Below are 19,858 nucleotides of genomic sequence, written 5' to 3' on the forward strand. Positions count from 1 at the left end.
GGAAGGGGCTACTGCCCCTGCTTTAATTGTTGTGCCGCCTGCTTGGCGAAGTAGGTCAGGATGCCATCTGCGCCAGCACGCTTGAAGGCAGTCAGCGATTCAAGAACCACTGCCTCGCTCAGCCAGCCGTTCTGGATAGCAGCCATGTGCATCGCATATTCACCACTGACCTGATAGACGAAGGTCGGCACGCGAAAGGCATCCTTTACCCGCCAGAGAATGTCCAGGTAAGGCATTCCCGGCTTGACCATGACCATATCGGCGCCTTCGGCCAGATCGGCGCCCACCTCGTGCAGCGCCTCGTCACTATTGGCGGGGTCCATCTGATAAGTGTTTTTGCTGCCCTTGCCCAGGTTCGCCGCTGAACCCACTGCATCACGGAAAGGGCCGTAGTAGGCGCTGGCATACTTGGCCGAATAGGCCATGATGCGCACGTTGTGGTGATCGGCCAGTTCAATTGCCTCGCGGATCGCCTGGATACGCCCGTCCATCATGTCCGAAGGCGCCAAAACCTGAGCCCCGGCCTCGGCGTGGGAGAGCGCCTGGCGAACCAGCGCATCGACAGTCACATCGTTCTGCACGTAGCCCTGCTCATCGAGAATGCCGTCCTGGCCGTGGGTGGTGAACGGATCCAGCGCGACGTCCGTGATGATCCCAAGCTCGGGAAAGCGTTCACGCAGCGCGCGAGTGGCACGCTGAGCAATACCGTCCGGATTCCAGGCCTCGGCGGCATCCAAGGATTTTTTCTCCAGCGGCGTGACCGGGAACAGCGCCAATGCCGGAATGCCTAGCGCGACCAGTTCCTCCGCCTCTTCAAGCAGCAGGTCGATGGAAAGGCGTTCTACACCTGGCATCGACGGCACCTGCTCGCGGCGGTTCTCGCCGTCGAGGACGAATACCGGCAGGATCAAGTCGTCCACGCTCAGCAGATTCTCGCGAACCAAGCGGCGGGAAAAATCATCACGACGGTTGCGACGCAGGCGAGTGGCAGGGAACAGTCGATTGGCAGGAACGAAACTCACAGCGAACTCCCGGCCCGCAGAACGGGCGAATATGACGTTTATAGACCGACTTAGTGACCGAATGATGACAGCGCCATGCGGCTCGGTGGTCGAATACCATCATTGTCGCCACCCACGACAGGTACTTCCAGTGCTTTGATCGAGCAACCGCCGGGCTGAAGCCTGCCGGCTAGAGCCCGCTTCGACTGAACACCCGTTACAAAGACGTATCAAACCCACTATGCACGGCTTACCGCGAATCTCGCCAGGGATTAGCATTAATGTTGTCCGCCAGGCTCTCTTGCCGGGCCGCCGAATCTGATCAGGAGTATCCCTATGAACAAAAAGGTCGCCGTGATTCTTTCCGGCTGTGGCGTTTACGACGGTTCGGAAATCTACGAGAGCGTGATTACCTTGCTGCGTCTGGACCAGCGTGGCGCCACGGTTCAATGCTTCGCACCGAACATCGAACAAATGCATGTGATCAACCACCTCACCGGCGACGAAATGCCAGAAAGCCGCAACGTACTGACCGAGTCCGCACGCCTGGCTCGCGGGAACATCAAGAATCTGGGTGAGGCGAGCGCCGACGACTTCGACGCGCTGATCATGCCTGGCGGATTCGGCGCGGCAAAAAATCTCTCCGACTTCGCTACCCAGGGAGCCGGCTGCAAGATCCTTCCGGACGTGCTGTCTGTCGCGCAGGCTTTCGCCAAAGCTGGCAAGCCGGTCGGCATGATGTGCATCGCACCAACCATGGCGGCACAAATTTTCGGACCAGGCGTGGTCTGTACGCTCGGCAACGACGATGATCCCGCGGCAGCCGCATCGCGGGAAATGGGTGTCGAGCATCAGGCTTGCGATGTCACCGAAATCGTCGAGGACTCGAAGCACAAGCTGGTGACGACCCCCGCCTACATGCTTGCTCAATCAATCAGCGAAGCCGCGACAGGCATAAACAAGCTGGTCGATCGGGTATTGGAACTTACCAGCAAGTAACCACCTGTCTCGCCTGTCCGGCATCCCGAGCACAGGACTCGGGATTTTTCACCCCGCTCGTGGCTATACGGCCAATCGTACCGGCGCTCCTGCCGTGGCACTGGTCAATCCCGTCATCCTCCGGCAGCTTTCCCTTACCTGCCAGGATGCCGCCCCCATGACCAACAACATCGACACCATCGAAGAGCAACAACAAGCCGTGCGCAAGCTCTTCGAGCGCATTCCCTTCAATGAGTATTTGGGCATCGAGCTAGACGAAGTATCTCGCCAGCGAATTGTCATGCACCTGCCGATGAAACATGAGCTGGTCGGCAACTTCTTTCACGGCATTCTCCATGGCGGCGTAATCGCCTCTCTGCTCGACGTTGCCGGTGGAGCTATGGCGATGATTGGTGCCTTCGAGAAGCATCAGCACCTGACGACCGAAGAACGCGCCGTGCGGCTTTCACGTCTCGGCACTATTGATCTGCGAATCGATTACTTACGGCCGGGACGAGGCAAGCGTTTCAGCGCCAGCGCGACGCTGTTGCGTTCCGGCAACAAGGTAGCCGTGGTTCGCTCCGAACTGCATAACGAGGAAGGGGTGCTGGTGGCGGTAGGCACCGGCACTTATCTTTGTGGGTAAGCTGAAGGCTGGACGCGCCAGACTTCTGAAGGTTTGCTCTTCCGAAGTTGATGCCGCCTATCGGCTTTTTTTCATCAACTGCGCAAGCAGCCGATCCAACGCGTTGGCGAAGGCCTGCCGGTCGCGCTCACCGTAAGCAGCTTGACCGCCGCCCACTTGCCCTAGCTCGCGCAGGTCCGTAAATAAATTGCGCACCGCCAGGCGCTCGCCCATGTTGCGCTCATCGAACTCGCGCCCGCGCGGGTCGAGGGCAGCCACGCCCTTTTTGACCAGCCGATCCGCCAGCGGCACGTCGCTGCAAATCACCAGCTCGCCGGGCTGGGCGTACTCAACCAAGTAATCGTCCGCGGCGTCCGGACCGCTCGGCACTACGATCAGCCGTACGCAGGCGAAGGCCGGCTTGATCTGGCTTTGTCCGGCCACCAGCACCACCTCGAATTTGCGCTTGAGGGCAAATTTGATTACTTGATCCTTCGCCGCCTTTGGGCAGGCGTCGGCATCAATCCACACGCGCAACGTCCCGACTTCCGTCACACCACTGCCCGCCGCACCGTAGCCAGTAATGCCGCCGCGCCGGCGAACATCACCGCGAAGCTGCGATTGACCAGACGTTGTTGGCGCGGGGTACGCAACAGCCGCAACACCTTGGCGGCCAAGCCGGTATAACCGGCCATGACGATCAGATCGACCACTACCATGGTTGCGCCCATTTGCAGATACTGCAGCACGAGGTCGCGCTGCGGATCGAGAAACTGCGGCAGCACCGCGAGGATAAAAACGATCGCCTTGGGGTTGCTGGCGTTAACCAGAAAGCCGCGCAATACCAATGTCAGCGGTCGGCCGATCGGCCGCGGCGCGGAACTGTCATCGAGCATTTCCGGCATCGCCTGCCACTGTTTCAGCGCAAGCCATAAGAGATAGGCGACGCCGAACCATTTGATCACGCTGAAGGCCAGCGACGACGTCGCCAACACGGCGCCGACGCCCGCCGCCACCACCGCAATCTGCAGCGCCAGCGCCAACTGCAGACCAATGGCATTCCAATAGCCGCGCCAGAATCCGTACTGTAGTCCACAGGACATCGAGGCAATCGCCCCCGCGCCCGGCGACAGGCTGATGACCCAACAGGCGACGAAGAAGGCAAGCCAGGTTTCGGGCGTCATGTTTGATCCTCACTCGGCTGCGCCAAGCAGGCGCAGCCAGCTATGCGGGTTAGCCTGGCATGTCCTTGCCGAGCTTGACCGGGTCCTTCAGTTTGCGATTCATCGCCTTGCGCATACGGATGTTGAGCGCTTCTACCGCCAGCGAGAACGCCATCGCGAAGTACACGTAGCCCTTGGGCACGTGCGCGCCGAAGGCCTCAGCAACCAGCAGGGTGCCGACCACGATAAGGAACGACAGCGCAAGAATCTTCAGCGTTGGATGCTTCTCGATGAAATTACTGATAGTGCCGGCTGCCAGCATCATCACCCCAACGGCGATGACAATCGCGGCAATCATCACCTGCACGTTGTCCACCAAACCCACCGCAGTAATCACCGAGTCCAGCGAGAAGACGATATCGATCACCGCGATCTGCAGAATGATGCCAATGAAGCCGGCCTTGACCGCGCCGCCGGTGGTACCGTCCTGGCCTTCTTCGCCTTCGACGCTGTGCCAGATCTCCATCGTGCTTTTGAACAGCAGGAACAAACCGCCGAAGAACAGGATAAGGTCACGACCGGACACGCCATGCTCGAACACCGTGAACAAATCGTTGGTCAGGCGCATCACCCAGGCAATCGACAACAGCAGTAGGATTCGCGTCCCCATTGCCAGCGCAAGCCCGAAGAAGCGCGCCTTGGGTTGCTGTTCCTTCGGCAAGCGTCCGACCAGAATGGAAATGAAAATGATGTTGTCGATGCCGAGGACGATTTCCAAGGCGGTCAGGGTCAGAAACGCGACCCAGATTTCTGGACTGCTAAGCCATTCCATGAGTATTACTCGTGTGTGTTGTGATTGAGGGTCTGTATGTCGGTCCCGCGCCAACGGCGCACGACTTTCTGAAAGAACAAGCTGTTGGGCACCTGAACAATTGCACCGGTTCCACTTTCGGATGCCTCTTCAAGCGTGGTGTAAAGCAGGTTGATATCGATGACTCGGCCCTTGACGATGGGCTTTTCGAAGCTTTCGACCAGCTCCACCACATCGCCCAACCGAAAGGGCCCAACCGTCATGATCAGCACGGCGCAGAGTAGGTTGGAGAGCACGCTCCAGATAGCGAAGAACGCAATCGCTGCCACTGCCACGAACCCGGAGAAGGCGGTCCAGAGCACCGTTGCGGACACCCCGAAGCGCTCCAGCACCATGATCATCGCGCCGCCAATGATGAACCAGCGAATACCACCACGCAGCGGCAGGAGCAACTCGGGCGGAAGCGGATAACGACTGCCAAGCCTCGTCAATCCGCGCACCACCAGGCGCTGCAAAATGTAAGCGACCAGCAGGATCAGCAGCACCTGCAATCCGAGCAGTAACTGGTCACGCCATTCTTGGGAAAGAAGCAATATCTGATCGTTCATGCGCTGGCCTCGAGTTGACTCTGCAATGCTTCGAGCGCCTCAAGCGCTTCCAGCCAGGCCTCTTCCAGCTCGCTCTCGCGTACCTTCAACTCCGCCTGTTTGGCGAGCAACTCACGTAGTTCGTCCTTGCGCGCCGCCTCGTACATCGCAGGATCGCCGAGGCGCTCTTCGAGCACAGCCAGCTTGTCGTGGACGCCGGCCAGGTCTTTTTCCAGCTTGTCTGCCTGCCGCTTGAGCGGCGCCAGCTGCTGACGTAGCGCTGCTGCAGCCTGACGCAAGGCACGCTTGTCTGTCTTGTCACCGGCAGGCTCGGCGGTGCTCACCGGCTGCTGGCGGGCCCGGTAATCCACCAACCACCGGGCATAGTCTTCGAGATCACCGTCAAACGCAGCGATCCGCCCTTCAGCCACCAGCAGAAACTCATCGGTGGTGCTCTTGAGCAGATGGCGGTCGTGCGACACCACCAGTACAGCGCCTTCGAAATCCTGCAGCGCCAGCGTCAATGCCAGACGCATTTCCAGATCCAGGTGGTTGGTCGGCTCGTCGAGCAGCAGCAGGTTGGGTTTACCCCAGGCAATCAGCGCCAGCGCCAGCCGAGCCTTCTCGCCACCGGAAAAGTTGAGTACCGGTTCATCGCAGCGATTGCCGCGAAAATCGAAACCACCCAGGAAGTCGCGTAATACCTGCTCCCGCTCGCCCGGCGCGATGCGCTGCAAGTGCAGCAGTGGGCTGGCCCTGGGGTCCAGCGCGTCGAGCTGATGCTGGGCGAAATAGCCGATCACCAAATTCTCGCCGCGTTGCAGGCGGCCGCTTAATGGCTGCAACTCGTTTGCCAGCGTCTTGATCAGCGTGGACTTGCCCGCACCGTTGGGGCCGAGCAGGCCGATCCGTGCGCCGGGTACCAGTTGCAGTTTGACCTTGTCCAATACCACTTTGTCGCCGTAACCGAGGCGCCCCTCAGCCAGATCCAGCAGCGGGCTAGATACCTTGTCCGCTTCGCGGAAGACAAAGTCGAACGGCGAATCGATATGTGCCGGCGCCAGCTCCTCGAGCTTTTCAAGCGCCTTGATTCGACTCTGTGCCTGGCGTGCCTTGCTCGCCTTGGCCTTGAAGCGGCGGATGAAGTCTTCCATGTGTTCGCGCTGCGCCTGTTGCTTCTCGAATGCCTGCTGCTGCTGTGCCAGCCGCTCGGCACGCGCCCGTTCGAAGGCCGAATAGCCGCCTCGGTAAAGGGTCAGCTTGCGCTGTTCGACGTGCACGACGTTGCCCACGACCTCGTCGAGGAAGTCACGGTCGTGCGAAATCAGCATCAACGTACCGGGATAGCTCTTGAGCCAAGCTTCAAGCCAGAGAATGGCATCCAGATCGAGGTGGTTGGTGGGCTCGTCGAGCAGCAGCAAATCGGAGGGGCACATCAGCGCCTGCGCCAGGTTCAGGCGCATCCGCCAACCACCGGAAAAGCTGCTGACCGGAAGATCCATCTGCTCGTTGGCGAAACCCAGGCCGGCGAGCAGCTTGCGCGCACGCGCATCGGCGGTATAACCGTCAGCGTTGTCCAACTCGGTATGCAGGCGCGCCAGCGCCGTGCCGTCATGGGCAGCCTCGGCGGCGGCCAGCGCCGCCTGGACGCGACGCAACTCGGTATCGCCGTCGAGCACGTAATCCACGGCCAGGCGATCGAGCGTATCGACCTCCTGACGCATATGGGCGATACGCCAGTCCGGCGGCAATCGGCAATCGCCGCCATCAGGAGCGAACTCCCCGCGCAGCAAGGCGAAAAGGCTAGATTTACCGGCGCCGTTGGCACCAACCAGCCCGACCTTCTGGCCAGGGTGAAGGGTCAGCTCGGCGCCTTCGAGCAAACGCTGCGGGCCGCGCTGTAGAGTCAGGTTCTGAAGTCGGATCATAATGGCGGCGGAGTTTATCAGGTCGCCTGGAAATCCATCCGGTGCCAATGAAAAAAAGCAGTTACCGATGACTACCGATGAACTGTGGAATTTTGCCGTCGCCTGCTACGCCAAACCTGGCGTGGAAGCCGCTTGCCTCGAACTGCAGACGGCTGGCGCAGATGTTTGCTTGATGTTGACCGGCGCCTGGCTGGATTGCCGCGGCATCGCCCGTGACGAGATGCGGCTGGCGCAGCTGAAAGAAATCAGCGATGTCTGGCGGAGCCAGGTGGTCGCACCACTGCGCAGCCTTCGCCAAGGCTGGCGTAAACAGGCCGCAAACGATGAAGAATTGGCTGCTCTACGCGAGCGGGTAAAAAAACTGGAACTGGACGCCGAGCGCGTCCAACTCCAGCGCTTGCAACATGCAACGCGGCACTGGACGACAAAGAGCCGAACAACTGATTGGCTGGAGCGGCTCTGCGCCGATCTCAACGGCGAACTACACGCACCGCTGGAAGTACTGCGACGCGCGGCGAATCAGCTCGCGCTGGGCGACGACTGATTTTCAGTTTCGTTCGTGGCTGCGGCCGGCTTGCGCGAAGCTATTGGCTTGCGCGCTGCAGGCTTCTTCGCGGCGGGCTTGCCAGTTGCCGGAGTAGATTGTTCCGCTGAAGGTCGCTTACTGCGGCTTCCGGCTGGACGAGACGCGCCCGTCGCCGGCGCGTTGCGTGCGGATGGTTTGGCCGCGGTCGGCGTCTCCGATGTAACGATCTCCGCAGCGGCGGGTTTAGCGCGGCTTCCGGCGGAACCAGGGGTTACTGTCGAAACCTTGGGCGTCGCTTTGGCAGTGGGCCGCTTGGCTGGAGTACCTTTGGCAGTGGGCTTGGTGGAGCTGGTGGATGCCTTGCTCGGGGCCTTAGCGGTAGGAGACGGGGCCTGCTTGCCACGTGACGCCAGGGCTTGCGCAGCGGCCTTTTCAACCTGAGTGACGCCTTGGGCGAGATTTAGGCTTTGTTCCACATCGCGCTTCAATTCAGACAGATAGCTCAGCGTTTCGCCTTGCCGCGCCTGTAGCAAAGCGAGCATATCTTCGAGTTCGACGAGCTTGGCACGGGCTTTGGTCTTTTCCTTCGACTTGCCCGCGCCACCCGCATCGTCGAGTTTGACTCGGGCCTTGGTGAGTTTTTCCTGTGCCTTTTCACACTGCTTCTCAAGCTTGGCAAGCAGAGTTTCCGTGTCCTTCTGCGCCTCGTTGCAAGCCGTTTCCAGATGCTCCACCAAGCTGCGCGACAGCTGCTGCAGCAAGTCCAACGGCGTGGTTACAGAGTTCTTCTTCGTAGGCATGAAGGCGCCTCCTGGCGGGATGGTGCAGCAATACTGGATGGGCAGCAGCAGTCGACCAACAGCCCCAAAACGGCATGCCGCGCGCAGCGCCTATTTAAGCTCGACCAGGGTCAGGCGGTAGCGGCGGCCTGCTTATGCGCCGTGTGCAGCACTTCGATCAGGCAGTCTTCAAGCTCGAAGCGCTCGTGCAGCAGTCGCCCAAGACAATTCAACTCATCCGGCAGGCCTGGGCTGTCGAGGCAGTCACCATTATCGCAACGATCATTGAAGGCCACCGCAACCTCGGTAATCGCTTCGATGCGCGGATAGATCTGATGGGCTAGGTCGAGGCCGCGCTTGTCTCCGAATGCTTCGGCTTCATCGAGCAACTGCTCGTATATCTCAAAATGTCCGGCCGACACGTAGTCGAGCAGAATTTCACAAAATTTCTGCAAGGCGGAGCGGCTCGCGGTGGCGTCGCTTACATGCAACCCATCGAATGCGTTGATCAGTGCGTGGCGCTCTTGCAGCCAACGGTCGATCAGCAAGTGCACACCTCCCCAGCGTTCCTGGGCGTTCCGACAGCTCTCGAGCATGATGACCTCACTTCCCTTATCAATGATGCTTGTTGCGCCTTCCAAGACGATGTTTTGTCTGGGGATAATGGCCTCGGGTGAGTGACAGCGAATTGGCAGAAAACCGACACTGCCCGAGCAGACTATGCCGCGACGATCGAAGCATCAAGCAGCGCGGACGAAATTCTCTAGCAACAATAGTGACGAATCGCTTCGCTCTGGATCATTGACCGCCAAGCGCAGCGATCATTCATCCACCCCGAAAAAAAGCCTCAATCGCGCCGCAGCAGTTGCCAAAGACAGAAAATCGCCATGGCGATAAACGCCAGCAAGGTCCACTCGGGGATACTCAGACCCAGCAATGTCCAGCTGACTTCGGCGCACTCGGCCGTACCGTGAAGCACCAGTCGGGCAATCTCCTGGAACGGCAATGCATTCATCATGTATTCGAGACTGGGCAGGCAGCTCGGCAGCTGATCGGCCGGCATGTTCTGCAGCCATATCTGACGTATGGCTGTGGCACCACCGGCGAGCGCGGATAGCAGCGCCAGAATCGAATAAACGCGGCGGCCGGTGGTGCGCGGACCATGAATCGCAGCGACCAGGCAAACCAGGCCGAAAGCGATTACGCAGATGCGCTGAACGATGCACAAAGGGCACGGCGCCAGACCGACTACATGTTCCAGATAGAGCGCAGCGATCATCATCAGCACGCTGCCGATGAAGGCTAGAAGAAATAGCGAACGTGGGCTGGCCAGGTTCATGGTGACTCCGCAGACAGGGAAAAGCTCGCTACGGTAGTGCTGCGCGCGGCGAGCTGCAAGCGCTATGCAAGACTCGACGCGGCGGCACGGGATGGCCGTCACGCGCTTTGCCGGCCGTTAGCTGCCGCTGATGACCTGCAGTTGGCTACCGCCTGATCGATCGAGGAGCCCGAGCCCTTCTTGGAAGAGCCGATTGCTGCGCTCGTTGTCACCTAGCTGTGCCAGCAGGCGCGCAAGCTCGGCGCAGGTTTCCGCACGGTGTTCGAAGCGCAGGCTCGCTTCCAGGTAATCGCGTGCTTTGCCCCAGAGTTCATTGCGCAAGCTCAAACGCCCAAGCGCAAGCAGCAGCTCGGCATTTTCCGGGTGGCCTTTCAGCCAGGCCTCCGCATGCGCCAGTTGGCGCGACGGCTCGCGTCCGCGCACACGCCCATAGCGCTCAACCAGACGATCATCGAACTGACGCTTGAGCGCGGCATAGAGAACCTCTTCTGCTTTCTCTTCGGCACCCAGCCGACTAAGACCGTCAGCGTAGGCACGTACCACCAACGGTTCGCTGCGTAACGCGTTTGGTACGGTCTGCCAGCGTTGGTTAAGCAATTGCTGGTCATCATCTTCGGCACTGCCTTGAGCCTGACCGGCTTGCTCCAGCGCGGCCGTCCAGGTCAGCAACTCCAGCTCGCTCAAGCGCGCAGGCGGCAGAACGCGATGCTTGTGCAGTTCCGGCAGCAACCGGCACAGCGCGGGCCAGTCCTGCAGCTGGACATAGAGCTGCTGCAGCAGAGTTAGCACGTACGGATGCCGCGGATGGTCAGCATGCAGCGCATTCAGTGACTCACGAGCTTCGCCGTATTGCCCGCGTGCGATCTGTAACTGAGCCTGGGTCAACCCAACCGCAAGCGTGGCCTGCGGTTCGCGCTTCCTCGCTTCTTGCAGCAGCTCGTCACTCTGCTCGTATTCACCCAACTCGCTGGCGGCACGGGCCGCACCAAGGTAATGCACCAGAGGATGATGATCGTGCTCGGCGGCGGTACGTAGATGGCTGAGCGCCTGGCTCCACTGGCCTTCGGCCAATTCCCGCAGGCCTGTTTGCGAGGCCTTGGCAACGCGGCGTGCACGATGGCGCCGCGACCAGGGATTGGCCAGGGTACCGGAGGTATAAAGCAACCCCAGCACCCAGTGCACCACTATAGCCACAAGCCAGAGGCAGGCGATCAGCCCCAGAAATACCCAGAAGCTCGACTCATAGCGAAAACGGTCATAACTGATCAGGACGTAGCCGGAATCTTGAAAAATGGCCCAGCCGAGAAAGCCGACAATGGCGAGCAGGACGACGAGTATGATGGCCAGCCGTTTCATATGCGCTGCCCCTCCTCGCCAGTCCGCTCAACCTCGGGTGCCTGTTCAGCTTCGCCAGCGGATTGCTCACTTGCACCTTGCTCAGAAGATTCGGCGCTCTCGGCAGATTCGCGCTCCTGCACATAGGCCTGCATGGCCTTCAATGCGGGCGACAAATCCGGCAGGGTGACCGATACCTGCCGCTTTGCAAGCGCCTCGATGCGATCACGCAGCCCGCGGCTCTGACCGTTCTCTTCGCTGAAGTGGTCCTCGATCAGCCGAGCAGCCTGGCTCAGGGACTGCCGATAAACTTCCGCGTTGCCGTTGAGCACGGCCCACTGCGCCTGCTCGATAGCCAACGAAAGGGCCAGCCGCACCTGCGCCAGGCTCTGACCGGCAAGCAGCGGCTTGACATCGGTGCCGGCGTTGAAATCAATCCGCACGTAGCGTGTCAGCTCATTAAGCCAACGCTGCCAGCGGCTTTCGCTCTGCGTCTCAGGCTGGCTTTGGCCGTTCTCGAATTCAGGGGCCAAACCGCTAAGCTGATTGGCCTGACCGCGCAACGCACCCAGTTGCAGGAACAGGCCGGTACGGTCCAGCTCCGGCAAACTGCGCAGCGCTTCGAGACCCTCCAGCAGCTTCTGTCGGGCCCCGTAAGCGCCCGGATCGTCCTGCTTGCGCAAGATCAGATCTGCTTCTGCAATCAGCGATTCGGCGCTATTCACGTCCTGCATGGCCGACAGCCGCAACATGGCCATGCGCAACAAATGCTCGGCTTCAGCGAGTCGCCACTGCTCGCGGCTGGCTCCGAGTACCTGCTCGACCCGCCCGGAAAGCCGTTGCTGGTCGCTTTGCAGTTCCGAAAGCAGACGCCGCCGATCTTCCAGTTGCTCTGCTGAGGGCAACTGTTCCAGCCGTCCCAGACGACTGGCCAGTTGCTGACTGTGCTCGCTCAATTGACGTGCCTGCTCGCGAGTGGCTTGCGCCGCTTCGAGCTGCTGCTGTTCTTGCTGGCTCATTTGTTGCGTCTGCCAGACGCTGTAGCCGCCAGCAGCCAGACCGGCAAGTCCGACCAGCAGCGCAAATCCGGCCAATCCGCGGCCGCTGCTATCGGTCTTCTGTGTGCTGCTTGCCGGCCTCTTCGGTGGAATGTCTTTAGCGGGTATGACGGGGTCGTTGCCCGTGGGTTGCTGCGGTGCCTTATCGGGATCTACTTCGCTCACGTTTCCATCCTTTGCATCAGAAAGCGGGCTCGGGATTTTCCCGCAGCGCCGCCAGCAAAGCCGCGGTTCCGGCACCACGGCAGTCCACTATTGTTTTGGCGCCCAACGCCACGGCCATCTCGGCCACACGCGGGCTCGGTACGAACAAGGGTAGTTCACGCAACAGGGACCAGTCGGAGCCAGCCAGCTCGCGCAACGACTCCAAGCCCTGCCCACTGCTGACCATTACCGCATTCAGCCGTTCCGAACGAAGGGTCTTGACCAGTATTCCGGGCGGGTAGTCGGGAAGATAGCGTCGATAGAGTTCGAGACAATCGACTTGAGCGCCACGACTGCGGAGCGTCTCGGCAATATGCTCACGACCGCCTTCGCCGCGCAGGATCAACACCTTTGGATCCGCCACCTCGAGCGCTTGGGCCAGACGCGGCAGAGCGAGTAACGCTTCGCTATCGTCGCCGCTGGCAGGCCAGCTGGCATCCAGTCCGAAGCCTTCCAGTATCGCTCCGGTCGCGGCTCCGACGCTGAACCAGACCGGTCCGAACGGCGGCTGTGGCCAATAGCGATCAAGCAGTTGCAACCCCAGCCTTGCGGCCGGCTTGCTGACCACCACGACGGCAGAATAGCGATCCAGCTTGAGCATCGTCGCGCGCTGCTCGGCCGTCTCGACTAAGGGCTCGATAGCAAGCAACGGCAGGCTGCTGCTCTGAATCCCCGCCTCGGACAGCGCCGCCGCCAGGGCGACGCTGTCTTCAGCAGGACGCGTTAGCAGCAGACGCCAACCGCTCACGCCTTGCCGGCCTCGCCATAGACATCCTGAAGAATTTTTTCCGCGCCCTGCTCCAGCAGCGCTTCGGCAACCCGCACGCCCAGTGCTTCGGCTTCAGCGACAGGCGCGCGGTCTTCGGCACGGAGCAACAACGTGCCATCAGGTTGCCCCACCAAACCGCGCAGCCACAGCTGATCGCCTTCGAGCACCGCATAGCAGGCGATCGGCACCTGGCAACCGCCGTTCAGATGACGGTTCAAGGCGCGCTCGGCGCTGACCCGGATGGCGGTCTGCGGGTCGTTCATGCACTGCAGCAGCTCATGCAATGCGATATCGCCGGTACGGCACTCGATGCCGACCGCGCCCTGTCCACCCGCTGGCAGGCTGTCCTCAACGCTGATGCTGGAACGAATGCGCTCACCGAAGCCGAGGCGAATCAGGCCGGCGGCGGCGAGGATAATGGCGTCGTATTCGCCAGCATCGAGCTTGGCCAACCGGGTGTTCACGTTGCCGCGCAGGAACTGGATCTTCAGATCGGGACGCCGCGCCAGCAACTGAGCCTGGCGCCGCAGACTCGAGGTACCTACAACCGAACCGGCGGGCAGCGCGTCGAAATTCTCATAATGAGTGGAGACGAAGGCATCGCGCGGGTCTTCACGCTCGCAGATGCAATACAGGCCAAGCCCCTCGGGAAACTCCATGGGCACGTCTTTCATGGAATGCACGGCAATGTCCGCTTCGTTCTCCATCAGTGCCGTTTCCAGCTCTTTGACGAACAGGCCCTTGCCACCGATTTTCGCCAGAGGAGCATCGAGCAACTTGTCACCGCGACTGACCATCGGCACCAGACTGACCGTCACCTCCGGATGTGCGGCTTCAAGGTGCGCCTTGACGTACTCGGCCTGCCACAGGGCCAGGGCACTCTTGCGGGTGGCGATACGAATTTCGCGAGACATGACGATTCCAGGCAAATGAACTGCCGCGGATGATAACAGGCCCTCAAGCCTCAAGCCTCAAGCCTCAAGCCTCAAGCCTCAAGCCTCAAGCCTCAAAGCTTGGGGCTTCTGCTTCATGCGGATATTCTTTTGGCTTGTCGCTATTACAGGTTCTGCATCAACTTGCGCACCCCAGCGACGTGACGTCGGCTGACCGTCAGCGGCTCGCCTTCGAGGCCCTTGAGGAATAGCTGAAAATGACCGAGCGGAGTGCGCTGCAAGCGTTCGATGCGATCGCGGTAGACCAACGCATTACGATGGATGCGCACGAAGCGATCACCGAACTCATCCTCGAGCGCCTTGAGCGGTTCGTCCAGCAGCACCTCGCCGCCCTCATGACGCAGGGTGACGTACTTGTGATCGGCAATGAAGTAAATCACCAGTGGCAACGGAATCAGCTCGATGCCCTTGCGGGTCCGCGCGCTGATGTGGCTGCGCGGTCCCGTACCGGCGATCGCGGCGGGACGGGTGAGCGCGGCGAGCTGGACCCGGTTCGGCCGTTCGGCTTTTTTCAGCGCCTCGGCGAGATGCTCCGGGCGCACCGGCTTGACCAAGTAGCCAACCGCACTGACCTGAAAGGCATCAAGGGCGAATTCATCATGGGCCGTACAGAAAATCACGGCAGGGGGGGCATCGCGCTCGCATAACTTGGCTGCGACCTGAAGACCATCGAGGCCCGGCATACGGATATCCAGCAGCACGATATCAGGACGCAGCTCCTCGATCAGGGACAGCGCTTCCTGGCCATTGGACGCAGAAGGTTCCAGGACACGATAGCCGTCAAGGTCACCTACCAGTCGGCTGAGGCGCTCGCGGGCTAGAGGTTCGTCATCGACAATCAGCACATTCATATGGATCTGGCTTCCTGCTTTTGTGTCGCACACGGATAGCGTAGACAGGTGTAGTAACGGGCGTTACGCCGCTCCACGCTGAGACTCGCTGCAGGACCGAAAAGTGCCGTTAGTCGTGCGTCTATATTATGCAGCGCCTGCTGTGTGCCCCGAGATGGCTGCGCTTGAGCAGTCTCGTCGAACGGGTTGCTGACCTGCAAATGAAACACGCCATCGGCATAATAGGCCGCCACGTTGACGACGCCACCCTCGATTCGCGGCTGAATTCCATGGATCAGCGCGTTCTCCAGCAAGGGTTGCAAGGTCAACTGCGGGATCGGAAGGTCGTCCGGTACGCCGTCCACCTGCCAGTCGACCTGCAACCGCTCACCGAGCCGATAGTGCTCGATCGACAGATAGCGCCGCGACAGCTCCAGCTCCTCACGCCAGAGCACCAGCGTACCGGGCCGGGCCAGGCTGGCGCGAAACAGATCGGATAAGTCCAGCACCGCCTGCTCGGCCTTGGTCGGATTGCTGACTACCAGGCTAGCGATGCTGTTCAGGCTATTGAACAGGAAATGCGGCCGGATGCGCGCCTGCAGCGACTCGATCCGCGCCATGAGTTCCGCTTGCTCCTGCCGCCTCCACTGACTCTGCAGGTAGAAATAGCGCAGCAGAAGTCCCGACATGATCAGGCTGATCAGCGCATGGCGCAGGTACAGATTGACCTCGCCAACACGCGTGAGCGGCCCGCCCAACTGGTAGATATCGGCGACCGCGGTGCAGGACAGCGTCAAACCGACCACCATGGCGCAGCAGGCAAGCCCCGCCAGCGCAGGCGACAGCCGTGCCAGCAGCGGCCGCAACTGGCAGGTCAGACCGGCCGAGAGCAACATCACCCACTGAACGAACAGCGAAGTCAGGGCCAGGCGCATCCAGTTGAAGCCCGGCTGCATCGGTTCGGCCAGTACCAGCACCAGTACCAACAGCTCGGCGAGCAGCACCAGGCCGAGCAGCGCCTCGGGCTGGCACAGCTCGGGCACGAAGAACTCATCGATCGGCGCGGCGGGGCGCGCCCGTTTGGGTCGTAGTATTTGCATGGCGGCAGTTTCCGCGGGCGTTGGCGCTACCGCAACCAGGCCGTGATGCAGCGCAACCCCAAAGCATGAAATTGCTGCTCAGCTCACTGTTCGTGGCGACTCCGGGGCGCTGGCCAACCCTGTTATCATCCGCGGTTTTCCAGTTCCCGATTCAGCGAGCGCATTCATGAGCACCGACAAGACCAACCAGTCCTGGGGCGGCCGTTTCAGCGAGCCCGTCGACGCCTTCGTCGCCCGATTCACCGCCTCCGTCGAGTTCGACAAGCGCCTCTACCGCCACGACATCATGGGCTCCATCGCCCACGCCACGATGCTGGCTAAAGCCGGCGTGCTGAGCGATACCGAACGTGACCAGATCATCGCCAACCTGAAGGACATCCAGGCCGAGATCGAAGCCGGCACATTCGACTGGCGCGTCGACCTCGAAGACGTACACATGAACATCGAAGCGCGTCTGACCGACCGCATCGGCGTGACCGGCAAGAAGCTGCACACCGGCCGCTCGCGTAACGATCAAGTCGCCACCGACATCCGCCTCTGGCTGCGTGACGAGATCGATACCATCCTCGCCGAAATCACTCGCCTGCAGCAGGGCCTGCTGGGTCTGGCCGAAGCCGAAGCCGACACCATCATGCCCGGCTTCACTCATCTGCAAACCGCCCAGCCGGTGACCTTCGGCCATCATCTGCTGGCCTGGTTCGAAATGCTCTCGCGCGACCACGAGCGTCTGGTCGACTGCCGTAAGCGCACCAACCGCATGCCGCTGGGCAGTGCCGCGCTGGCCGGCACGACGTACCCGATCCAGCGCGAAATTACTTGCGAGCTGTTGGGTTTCGAAGCGATCTCCGGCAATTCGCTGGACGGCGTCTCGGATCGCGACTTCGCCATCGAATTCTGCGCCGCCGCCTCGGTGGCGATGATGCACCTGTCGCGCTTCTCCGAAGAGCTGGTGCTCTGGACCAGCGCGCAATTCCAGTTCATAGACCTGCCCGACCGCTTTTGCACCGGCTCCTCGATCATGCCGCAGAAGAAGAACCCGGACGTACCCGAACTCGTGCGCGGCAAGACCGGCCGCGTATTCGGCGCGCTGGCAGGCCTCTTGGTGCTGATGAAAGGCCAGCCGCTGGCCTACAACAAGGACAACCAGGAGGACAAGGAACCGCTGTTCGACGCCGCCGATACCTTGCGCGACTCGCTGCGTGCCTTCGCCGACATGGTTCCGGCCATCAAGCCCAAGCGCGAAATCATGCGTGAAGCAGCACTGCGCGGCTTCTCCACCGCCACGGATTTGGCCGACTACCTGGTGCGCAAGGGCCTGCCCTTCCGCGACTGCCACGAGATCGTCGGCCACGCAGTCAAATACGGCGTCGAGAGCGGCAAGGATTTGGCCGAGATGAGCCTCGACGAGCTGCGCCGCTTCAGCGACCAGATCGGCGACGACGTGTTCGCCGTGCTGACGCTGGAAGGCTCGGTGAACGCCCGCGACCACATTGGTGGCACGGCGCCGAATCAGGTACGCGCAGCGGTGCAGCGCGGGCAGGAACTGCTTACCTCGCGCTAAGCATCTGCTGTTGTCGTAGGAGCGAGCTTGCTCGCGAACGCGCTGTCCGCTGGGGCTTTTCGCGAGCAAGCTCGCTCCTACACAGATCAGGAAAACCGGAATTTCACATGACCCTTACCATCCGTCCCGCCACTCGCGATGACGCCGAGCTGATCCTGCGCTTCATCACCGAGCTTGCGATTTATGAGAAGGCCGAACATGAGGTCAAGACGGATGTGGCAGGCATCGAGTCCAGCCTGTTCTCGGCCAGCTCCACGGCCCAAGCACTGATCTGCGAGCGCGCCGGTGAGCCGATCGGCTACGCGGTGTACTTTTTCAACTACTCCACCTGGCTTGGCCGTAACGGGCTCTACCTCGAAGACCTCTACGTCAGTCCCGCAGCGCGCGGCACCGGCGCCGGCAAGGCGCTGCTTCGGCATCTGGCGAAACTCGCAGTGGCCAAGGATTGCGGCCGTTTCGAATGGGCCGTGCTGGATTGGAACGAACCGGCAATTCGTTTTTACGAATCGCTCGGCGCCAGGCCGCAGGAGGAGTGGACGACCTATCGCCTGAGTGGCGATGCGCTGTTAGCGCTCGCAGATAGCGACTGACGGAACCTGCGCGCGCCGTATTGGCCTACCGGTAACCTCACATCCGACAGGTTAATTTCCTGTCGCCAGACCCGGTAAGCCTATGACCGACCTCCGAACTCTGCTGCTAAATCAGGACACGCAAGGCGCAGAAGTCTTCGATACGCCCAAGGAGCGCCTGCAGTTCTACCGCTCTGAGATCCACTTCGAGTCGACGTTGCTGGCCGAGCGAACTAGCTCCTATCTTTCAGCGCAGTCCTTCTTGATGATCGCTTTTGCCTCGTCAATGGCCAATACCAATCCTGAGTGGGGCAGTCTGTTTCGCCTGGTTGTGCCCGCAATCCTGGCGGGCTGGGGCTGCTGACGTCCTTCCATGCGTTGCCCGGGATCAAATCCAGCTTCGATGTCATAGAGCGCTGGCATCAGAAACAGGCCGAACTGTTGCAGATAGAAGGCCAGGCGGGTCTGCTACCGAACCAGGAATCAGCATTGTTCGGCGAAGGCAACAGTCCCGTCGGGGGTTATCGCTACAAGCGAACGCTGCTGTTTTCCCTGCGCACGCCGCTGATTTTTGCCTCGGTCTGGGCACTTTTCGGTGCTTTTTGCGTGGTGCTGTATTTCTTCGGCTGATCAGAGCCAGTCGCGGAACTTGAACCAGGCGTAGGGAATGATCGCCGATATCACCATCATGCACAGGGCCATTGGATAGCCGAGTAGCCAGCCGAGCTCAGGCATGTGTTCGAAGTTCATGCCGTATACCGTGCCGACCAGCGTTGGTGGCAGGAATAGCACTGCAGCGATGGAGAACACCTTGATGATGCTGTTCTGCTCGATATTGATCAGGCCAAGCGTAGCATCGAGCAGAAAGGCGATATCGCCTAATAGTCGCGCTTGATGCTCGCCCAGCGAACGCACGTCCCGCTCCAGCGCCTTCAATAACCCTTTAGCGACGCCCTGCTTGGGCTCACCGGCATGCAGGCGGTAAAACGCGATCAAACGAGTTGAGCTAAACAGGCTTTCGCCCAGTTGCGACAGCAGCGAGCGATGCTGGCCAAGCTGCTGAATGATCTGCTGTAGGTCCCTGCGTTGCGCCTTTCTCTCATCGAAGATGCGACACGACAGAGCTTGGAGCTCAACCTGAACGTTTTCCAGCACGTCCGCGATGCGGTCGACAACCGCATCGGCCAAGCCAAGAAAGATCTGGTGACTGGTGCCAAAGACCGACGGCTGCCGTGCACTTTTGGTCTCGAACTGGCGAAACGCACTCAGTTCGGCGTAACGGACGGTTATCAGGCAGCGACGGGTCAGCACGAAGGTCAATACGGCGTTTTTCGGACGACGCTCGGCAATTCCCATTACCACCGTGGTCGTCATGAAGATCACGCCGTCCTCGTCGTAAAAACGCGATGAGTCCTCGATTTCTGCCAGCTCTTCGCGGGTCGGAATATCCAAGCCCAGCGCCGTTTCGACGAAGCGCTCTTCTTGCTGGTCAGGAGAAAGCAGGTCGATCCATAGCACATTGTCAGGGAGCGCCTGCAAATGCTCGGCAGCACGCCGCACCAGCGCGCCGTTTTCAAGACAGTGGAAAATGATCATGACTTGGTCGCGCTCCTCGAAAGCCCATAGTAGGAATAGAGACCGATCCAAGCGAAGCGTTCAGGCGGCATTGGCTGCAAGACACGCAGCTTGCCGGGACACGCCGAAACACGCTATCAAGATATTCCCTAACGAGAGTTGCGCCC

General features: G+C 60.7%; 21 protein-coding genes and 1 pseudogene. 6 read left to right on the top strand and 16 right to left on the bottom strand.

Translation table 11 applies throughout. The features are described 5' to 3' along the window. Window positions 1-8: 8 nt before the first annotated feature. Window positions 9-1,022, bottom strand: coding sequence for a porphobilinogen synthase (hemB, locus tag D7241_RS09265; protein WP_408101283.1), 1,014 nt, complete (start codon window positions 1,020-1,022; stop codon window positions 9-11). A 315-nt stretch (window positions 1,023-1,337) separates the two neighbouring features. Here hemB and elbB point away from each other — a divergent pair, with 315 nt between their 5' ends. After that, window positions 1,338-2,000: an isoprenoid biosynthesis glyoxalase ElbB gene (gene elbB / locus D7241_RS09270; RefSeq protein ID WP_255980040.1), complete on the top strand. Its 663-nt coding sequence runs from the start codon at window positions 1,338-1,340 to the stop codon at window positions 1,998-2,000. A gap of 157 nt (window positions 2,001-2,157) precedes the next feature. Further along, complete coding sequence (locus D7241_RS09275) at window positions 2,158-2,625, top strand: thioesterase family protein (protein ID WP_255980038.1); 468 nt, start codon at window positions 2,158-2,160, stop codon at window positions 2,623-2,625. Window positions 2,626-2,682: 57 nt separating this feature from the next. On the opposite strand, the gene D7241_RS09280 is transcribed toward D7241_RS09275, so the two are convergent. Genes D7241_RS09280 through D7241_RS09300 form a run of 5 tightly spaced genes read right to left on the bottom strand, consistent with a single transcriptional unit; the run spans window position 2,683 to window position 7,093 of the window. Continuing rightward, window positions 2,683-3,141, bottom strand: a complete 459-nt coding sequence (locus D7241_RS09280) for a YaiI/YqxD family protein (RefSeq protein ID WP_408101284.1) — start codon at window positions 3,139-3,141, stop codon at window positions 2,683-2,685. 14 nt (window positions 3,142-3,155) lie between these two features. Beyond that, window positions 3,156-3,788: a LysE family transporter gene (locus tag D7241_RS09285; RefSeq protein WP_408101285.1), complete on the bottom strand. Its 633-nt coding sequence runs from the start codon at window positions 3,786-3,788 to the stop codon at window positions 3,156-3,158. Window positions 3,789-3,837: 49 nt separating this feature from the next. Next, window positions 3,838-4,599: a TerC family protein gene (locus D7241_RS09290; RefSeq protein ID WP_255980032.1), complete on the bottom strand. Its 762-nt coding sequence runs from the start codon at window positions 4,597-4,599 to the stop codon at window positions 3,838-3,840. A gap of 5 nt (window positions 4,600-4,604) precedes the next feature. Further along, window positions 4,605-5,186, bottom strand: coding sequence for a mechanosensitive ion channel domain-containing protein (locus tag D7241_RS09295; protein ID WP_408101286.1), 582 nt, complete (start codon window positions 5,184-5,186; stop codon window positions 4,605-4,607). Then, a complete protein-coding gene (locus D7241_RS09300) occupies window positions 5,183-7,093 on the bottom strand; it encodes an ATP-binding cassette domain-containing protein (RefSeq protein WP_408101287.1) in 1,911 nt (636 codons plus the stop codon). The genes D7241_RS09295 and D7241_RS09300 overlap by 4 nt, the downstream gene beginning before the upstream one ends. A gap of 67 nt (window positions 7,094-7,160) precedes the next feature. Here D7241_RS09300 and D7241_RS09305 point away from each other — a divergent pair, with 67 nt between their 5' ends. Then, window positions 7,161-7,637, top strand: a complete 477-nt coding sequence (locus tag D7241_RS09305) for a TIGR02444 family protein (RefSeq protein WP_408101288.1) — start codon at window positions 7,161-7,163, stop codon at window positions 7,635-7,637. Here D7241_RS09305 and D7241_RS09310 read toward each other — a convergent pair. From D7241_RS09310 to D7241_RS09350, 9 genes are all read right to left on the bottom strand, one after another. Then, entirely contained in the window at window positions 7,613-8,419 is an 807-nt protein-coding gene (locus D7241_RS09310) for an AlgP family protein (protein WP_408101289.1), read from the bottom strand. The two genes, D7241_RS09305 and D7241_RS09310, sit on opposite strands and share 25 nt — an antisense overlap. A gap of 110 nt (window positions 8,420-8,529) precedes the next feature. Then, window positions 8,530-8,994, bottom strand: coding sequence for a sigma D regulator (rsd, locus tag D7241_RS09315; protein ID WP_255980022.1), 465 nt, complete (start codon window positions 8,992-8,994; stop codon window positions 8,530-8,532). A 251-nt stretch (window positions 8,995-9,245) separates the two neighbouring features. Further along, on the bottom strand, window positions 9,246-9,737 hold the full coding sequence (locus D7241_RS09320; protein ID WP_408101290.1) for a disulfide bond formation protein B: 492 nt from the start codon (window positions 9,735-9,737) through the stop codon (window positions 9,246-9,248). Between the two features lie 117 nt (window positions 9,738-9,854). Continuing rightward, entirely contained in the window at window positions 9,855-11,093 is a 1,239-nt protein-coding gene (locus D7241_RS09325) for a heme biosynthesis HemY N-terminal domain-containing protein (RefSeq protein WP_408101291.1), read from the bottom strand. After that, a complete protein-coding gene (locus D7241_RS09330) occupies window positions 11,090-12,295 on the bottom strand; it encodes a uroporphyrinogen-III C-methyltransferase (protein WP_408101292.1) in 1,206 nt (401 codons plus the stop codon). Before D7241_RS09330 ends, D7241_RS09325 begins: the two co-directional genes overlap by 4 nt. Window positions 12,296-12,311: 16 nt before the next feature. After that, window positions 12,312-13,082, bottom strand: coding sequence for a uroporphyrinogen-III synthase (locus D7241_RS09335; protein ID WP_408101293.1), 771 nt, complete (start codon window positions 13,080-13,082; stop codon window positions 12,312-12,314). Continuing rightward, on the bottom strand, window positions 13,079-14,017 hold the full coding sequence (hemC, locus tag D7241_RS09340) for a hydroxymethylbilane synthase (protein ID WP_408101294.1): 939 nt from the start codon (window positions 14,015-14,017) through the stop codon (window positions 13,079-13,081). Before hemC ends, D7241_RS09335 begins: the two co-directional genes overlap by 4 nt. Window positions 14,018-14,160: 143 nt before the next feature. Then, entirely contained in the window at window positions 14,161-14,907 is a 747-nt protein-coding gene (locus D7241_RS09345) for a LytR/AlgR family response regulator transcription factor (RefSeq protein ID WP_408101295.1), read from the bottom strand. Next, window positions 14,904-15,986 carry a sensor histidine kinase gene (locus D7241_RS09350; RefSeq protein WP_408101296.1) on the bottom strand — a complete coding sequence of 361 codons (1,083 nt, stop codon included), beginning with the start codon at window positions 15,984-15,986 and terminating at the stop codon, window positions 14,904-14,906. The genes D7241_RS09345 and D7241_RS09350 overlap by 4 nt, the downstream gene beginning before the upstream one ends. Before the next feature lie 166 nt (window positions 15,987-16,152). On the opposite strand from D7241_RS09350, the gene argH reads away from it, so the two are divergent. From argH to D7241_RS09365, 3 genes and pseudogenes are all read left to right on the top strand, one after another. Then, window positions 16,153-17,547, top strand: a complete 1,395-nt coding sequence (argH, locus tag D7241_RS09355; protein WP_408101297.1) for an argininosuccinate lyase — start codon at window positions 16,153-16,155, stop codon at window positions 17,545-17,547. Window positions 17,548-17,654: 107 nt separating this feature from the next. After that, window positions 17,655-18,137 (top strand): N-acetyltransferase family protein, encoded by a 483-nt coding sequence (locus D7241_RS09360; RefSeq protein ID WP_408101298.1) that lies wholly within the window; start codon window positions 17,655-17,657, stop codon window positions 18,135-18,137. A gap of 82 nt (window positions 18,138-18,219) precedes the next feature. After that, window positions 18,220-18,746 (top strand): annotated as a pseudogene (locus tag D7241_RS09365) (hypothetical protein). Here D7241_RS09365 and D7241_RS09370 read toward each other — a convergent pair. Next, on the bottom strand, window positions 18,747-19,712 hold the full coding sequence (locus tag D7241_RS09370) for a magnesium transporter CorA family protein (RefSeq protein ID WP_408101299.1): 966 nt from the start codon (window positions 19,710-19,712) through the stop codon (window positions 18,747-18,749). Window positions 19,713-19,858 lie beyond the last annotated feature (146 nt).

Source organism: Stutzerimonas sp. VN223-3, assembly GCF_045999685.1.
Taxonomy (GTDB): domain Bacteria; phylum Pseudomonadota; class Gammaproteobacteria; order Pseudomonadales; family Pseudomonadaceae; genus Stutzerimonas; species Stutzerimonas stutzeri_AR.

Coding starts and splice junctions, on each gene's coding strand:
- D7241_RS09285 (WP_408101285.1), bottom strand. CDS start 3,788: ATGACGCCCGAAACCTGGCTTGCCTTCTTCGTCGCCTGTTGGGTCATC.
- rsd (WP_255980022.1), bottom strand. CDS start 8,994: ATGCTCGAGAGCTGTCGGAACGCCCAGGAACGCTGGGGAGGTGTGCAC.
- D7241_RS09275 (WP_255980038.1), top strand. CDS start 2,158: ATGACCAACAACATCGACACCATCGAAGAGCAACAACAAGCCGTGCGC.
- argH (WP_408101297.1), top strand. CDS start 16,153: ATGAGCACCGACAAGACCAACCAGTCCTGGGGCGGCCGTTTCAGCGAG.
- D7241_RS09350 (WP_408101296.1), bottom strand. CDS start 15,986: ATGCAAATACTACGACCCAAACGGGCGCGCCCCGCCGCGCCGATCGAT.
- D7241_RS09290 (WP_255980032.1), bottom strand. CDS start 4,599: ATGGAATGGCTTAGCAGTCCAGAAATCTGGGTCGCGTTTCTGACCCTG.
- D7241_RS09320 (WP_408101290.1), bottom strand. CDS start 9,737: ATGAACCTGGCCAGCCCACGTTCGCTATTTCTTCTAGCCTTCATCGGC.
- D7241_RS09295 (WP_408101286.1), bottom strand. CDS start 5,186: ATGAACGATCAGATATTGCTTCTTTCCCAAGAATGGCGTGACCAGTTA.
- D7241_RS09305 (WP_408101288.1), top strand. CDS start 7,161: ATGACTACCGATGAACTGTGGAATTTTGCCGTCGCCTGCTACGCCAAA.
- D7241_RS09310 (WP_408101289.1), bottom strand. CDS start 8,419: ATGCCTACGAAGAAGAACTCTGTAACCACGCCGTTGGACTTGCTGCAG.
- D7241_RS09325 (WP_408101291.1), bottom strand. CDS start 11,093: ATGAAACGGCTGGCCATCATACTCGTCGTCCTGCTCGCCATTGTCGGC.
- D7241_RS09345 (WP_408101295.1), bottom strand. CDS start 14,907: ATGAATGTGCTGATTGTCGATGACGAACCTCTAGCCCGCGAGCGCCTC.
- D7241_RS09360 (WP_408101298.1), top strand. CDS start 17,655: ATGACCCTTACCATCCGTCCCGCCACTCGCGATGACGCCGAGCTGATC.
- hemC (WP_408101294.1), bottom strand. CDS start 14,017: ATGTCTCGCGAAATTCGTATCGCCACCCGCAAGAGTGCCCTGGCCCTG.
- D7241_RS09300 (WP_408101287.1), bottom strand. CDS start 7,093: ATGATCCGACTTCAGAACCTGACTCTACAGCGCGGCCCGCAGCGTTTG.
- D7241_RS09370 (WP_408101299.1), bottom strand. CDS start 19,712: ATGATCATTTTCCACTGTCTTGAAAACGGCGCGCTGGTGCGGCGTGCT.
- elbB (WP_255980040.1), top strand. CDS start 1,338: ATGAACAAAAAGGTCGCCGTGATTCTTTCCGGCTGTGGCGTTTACGAC.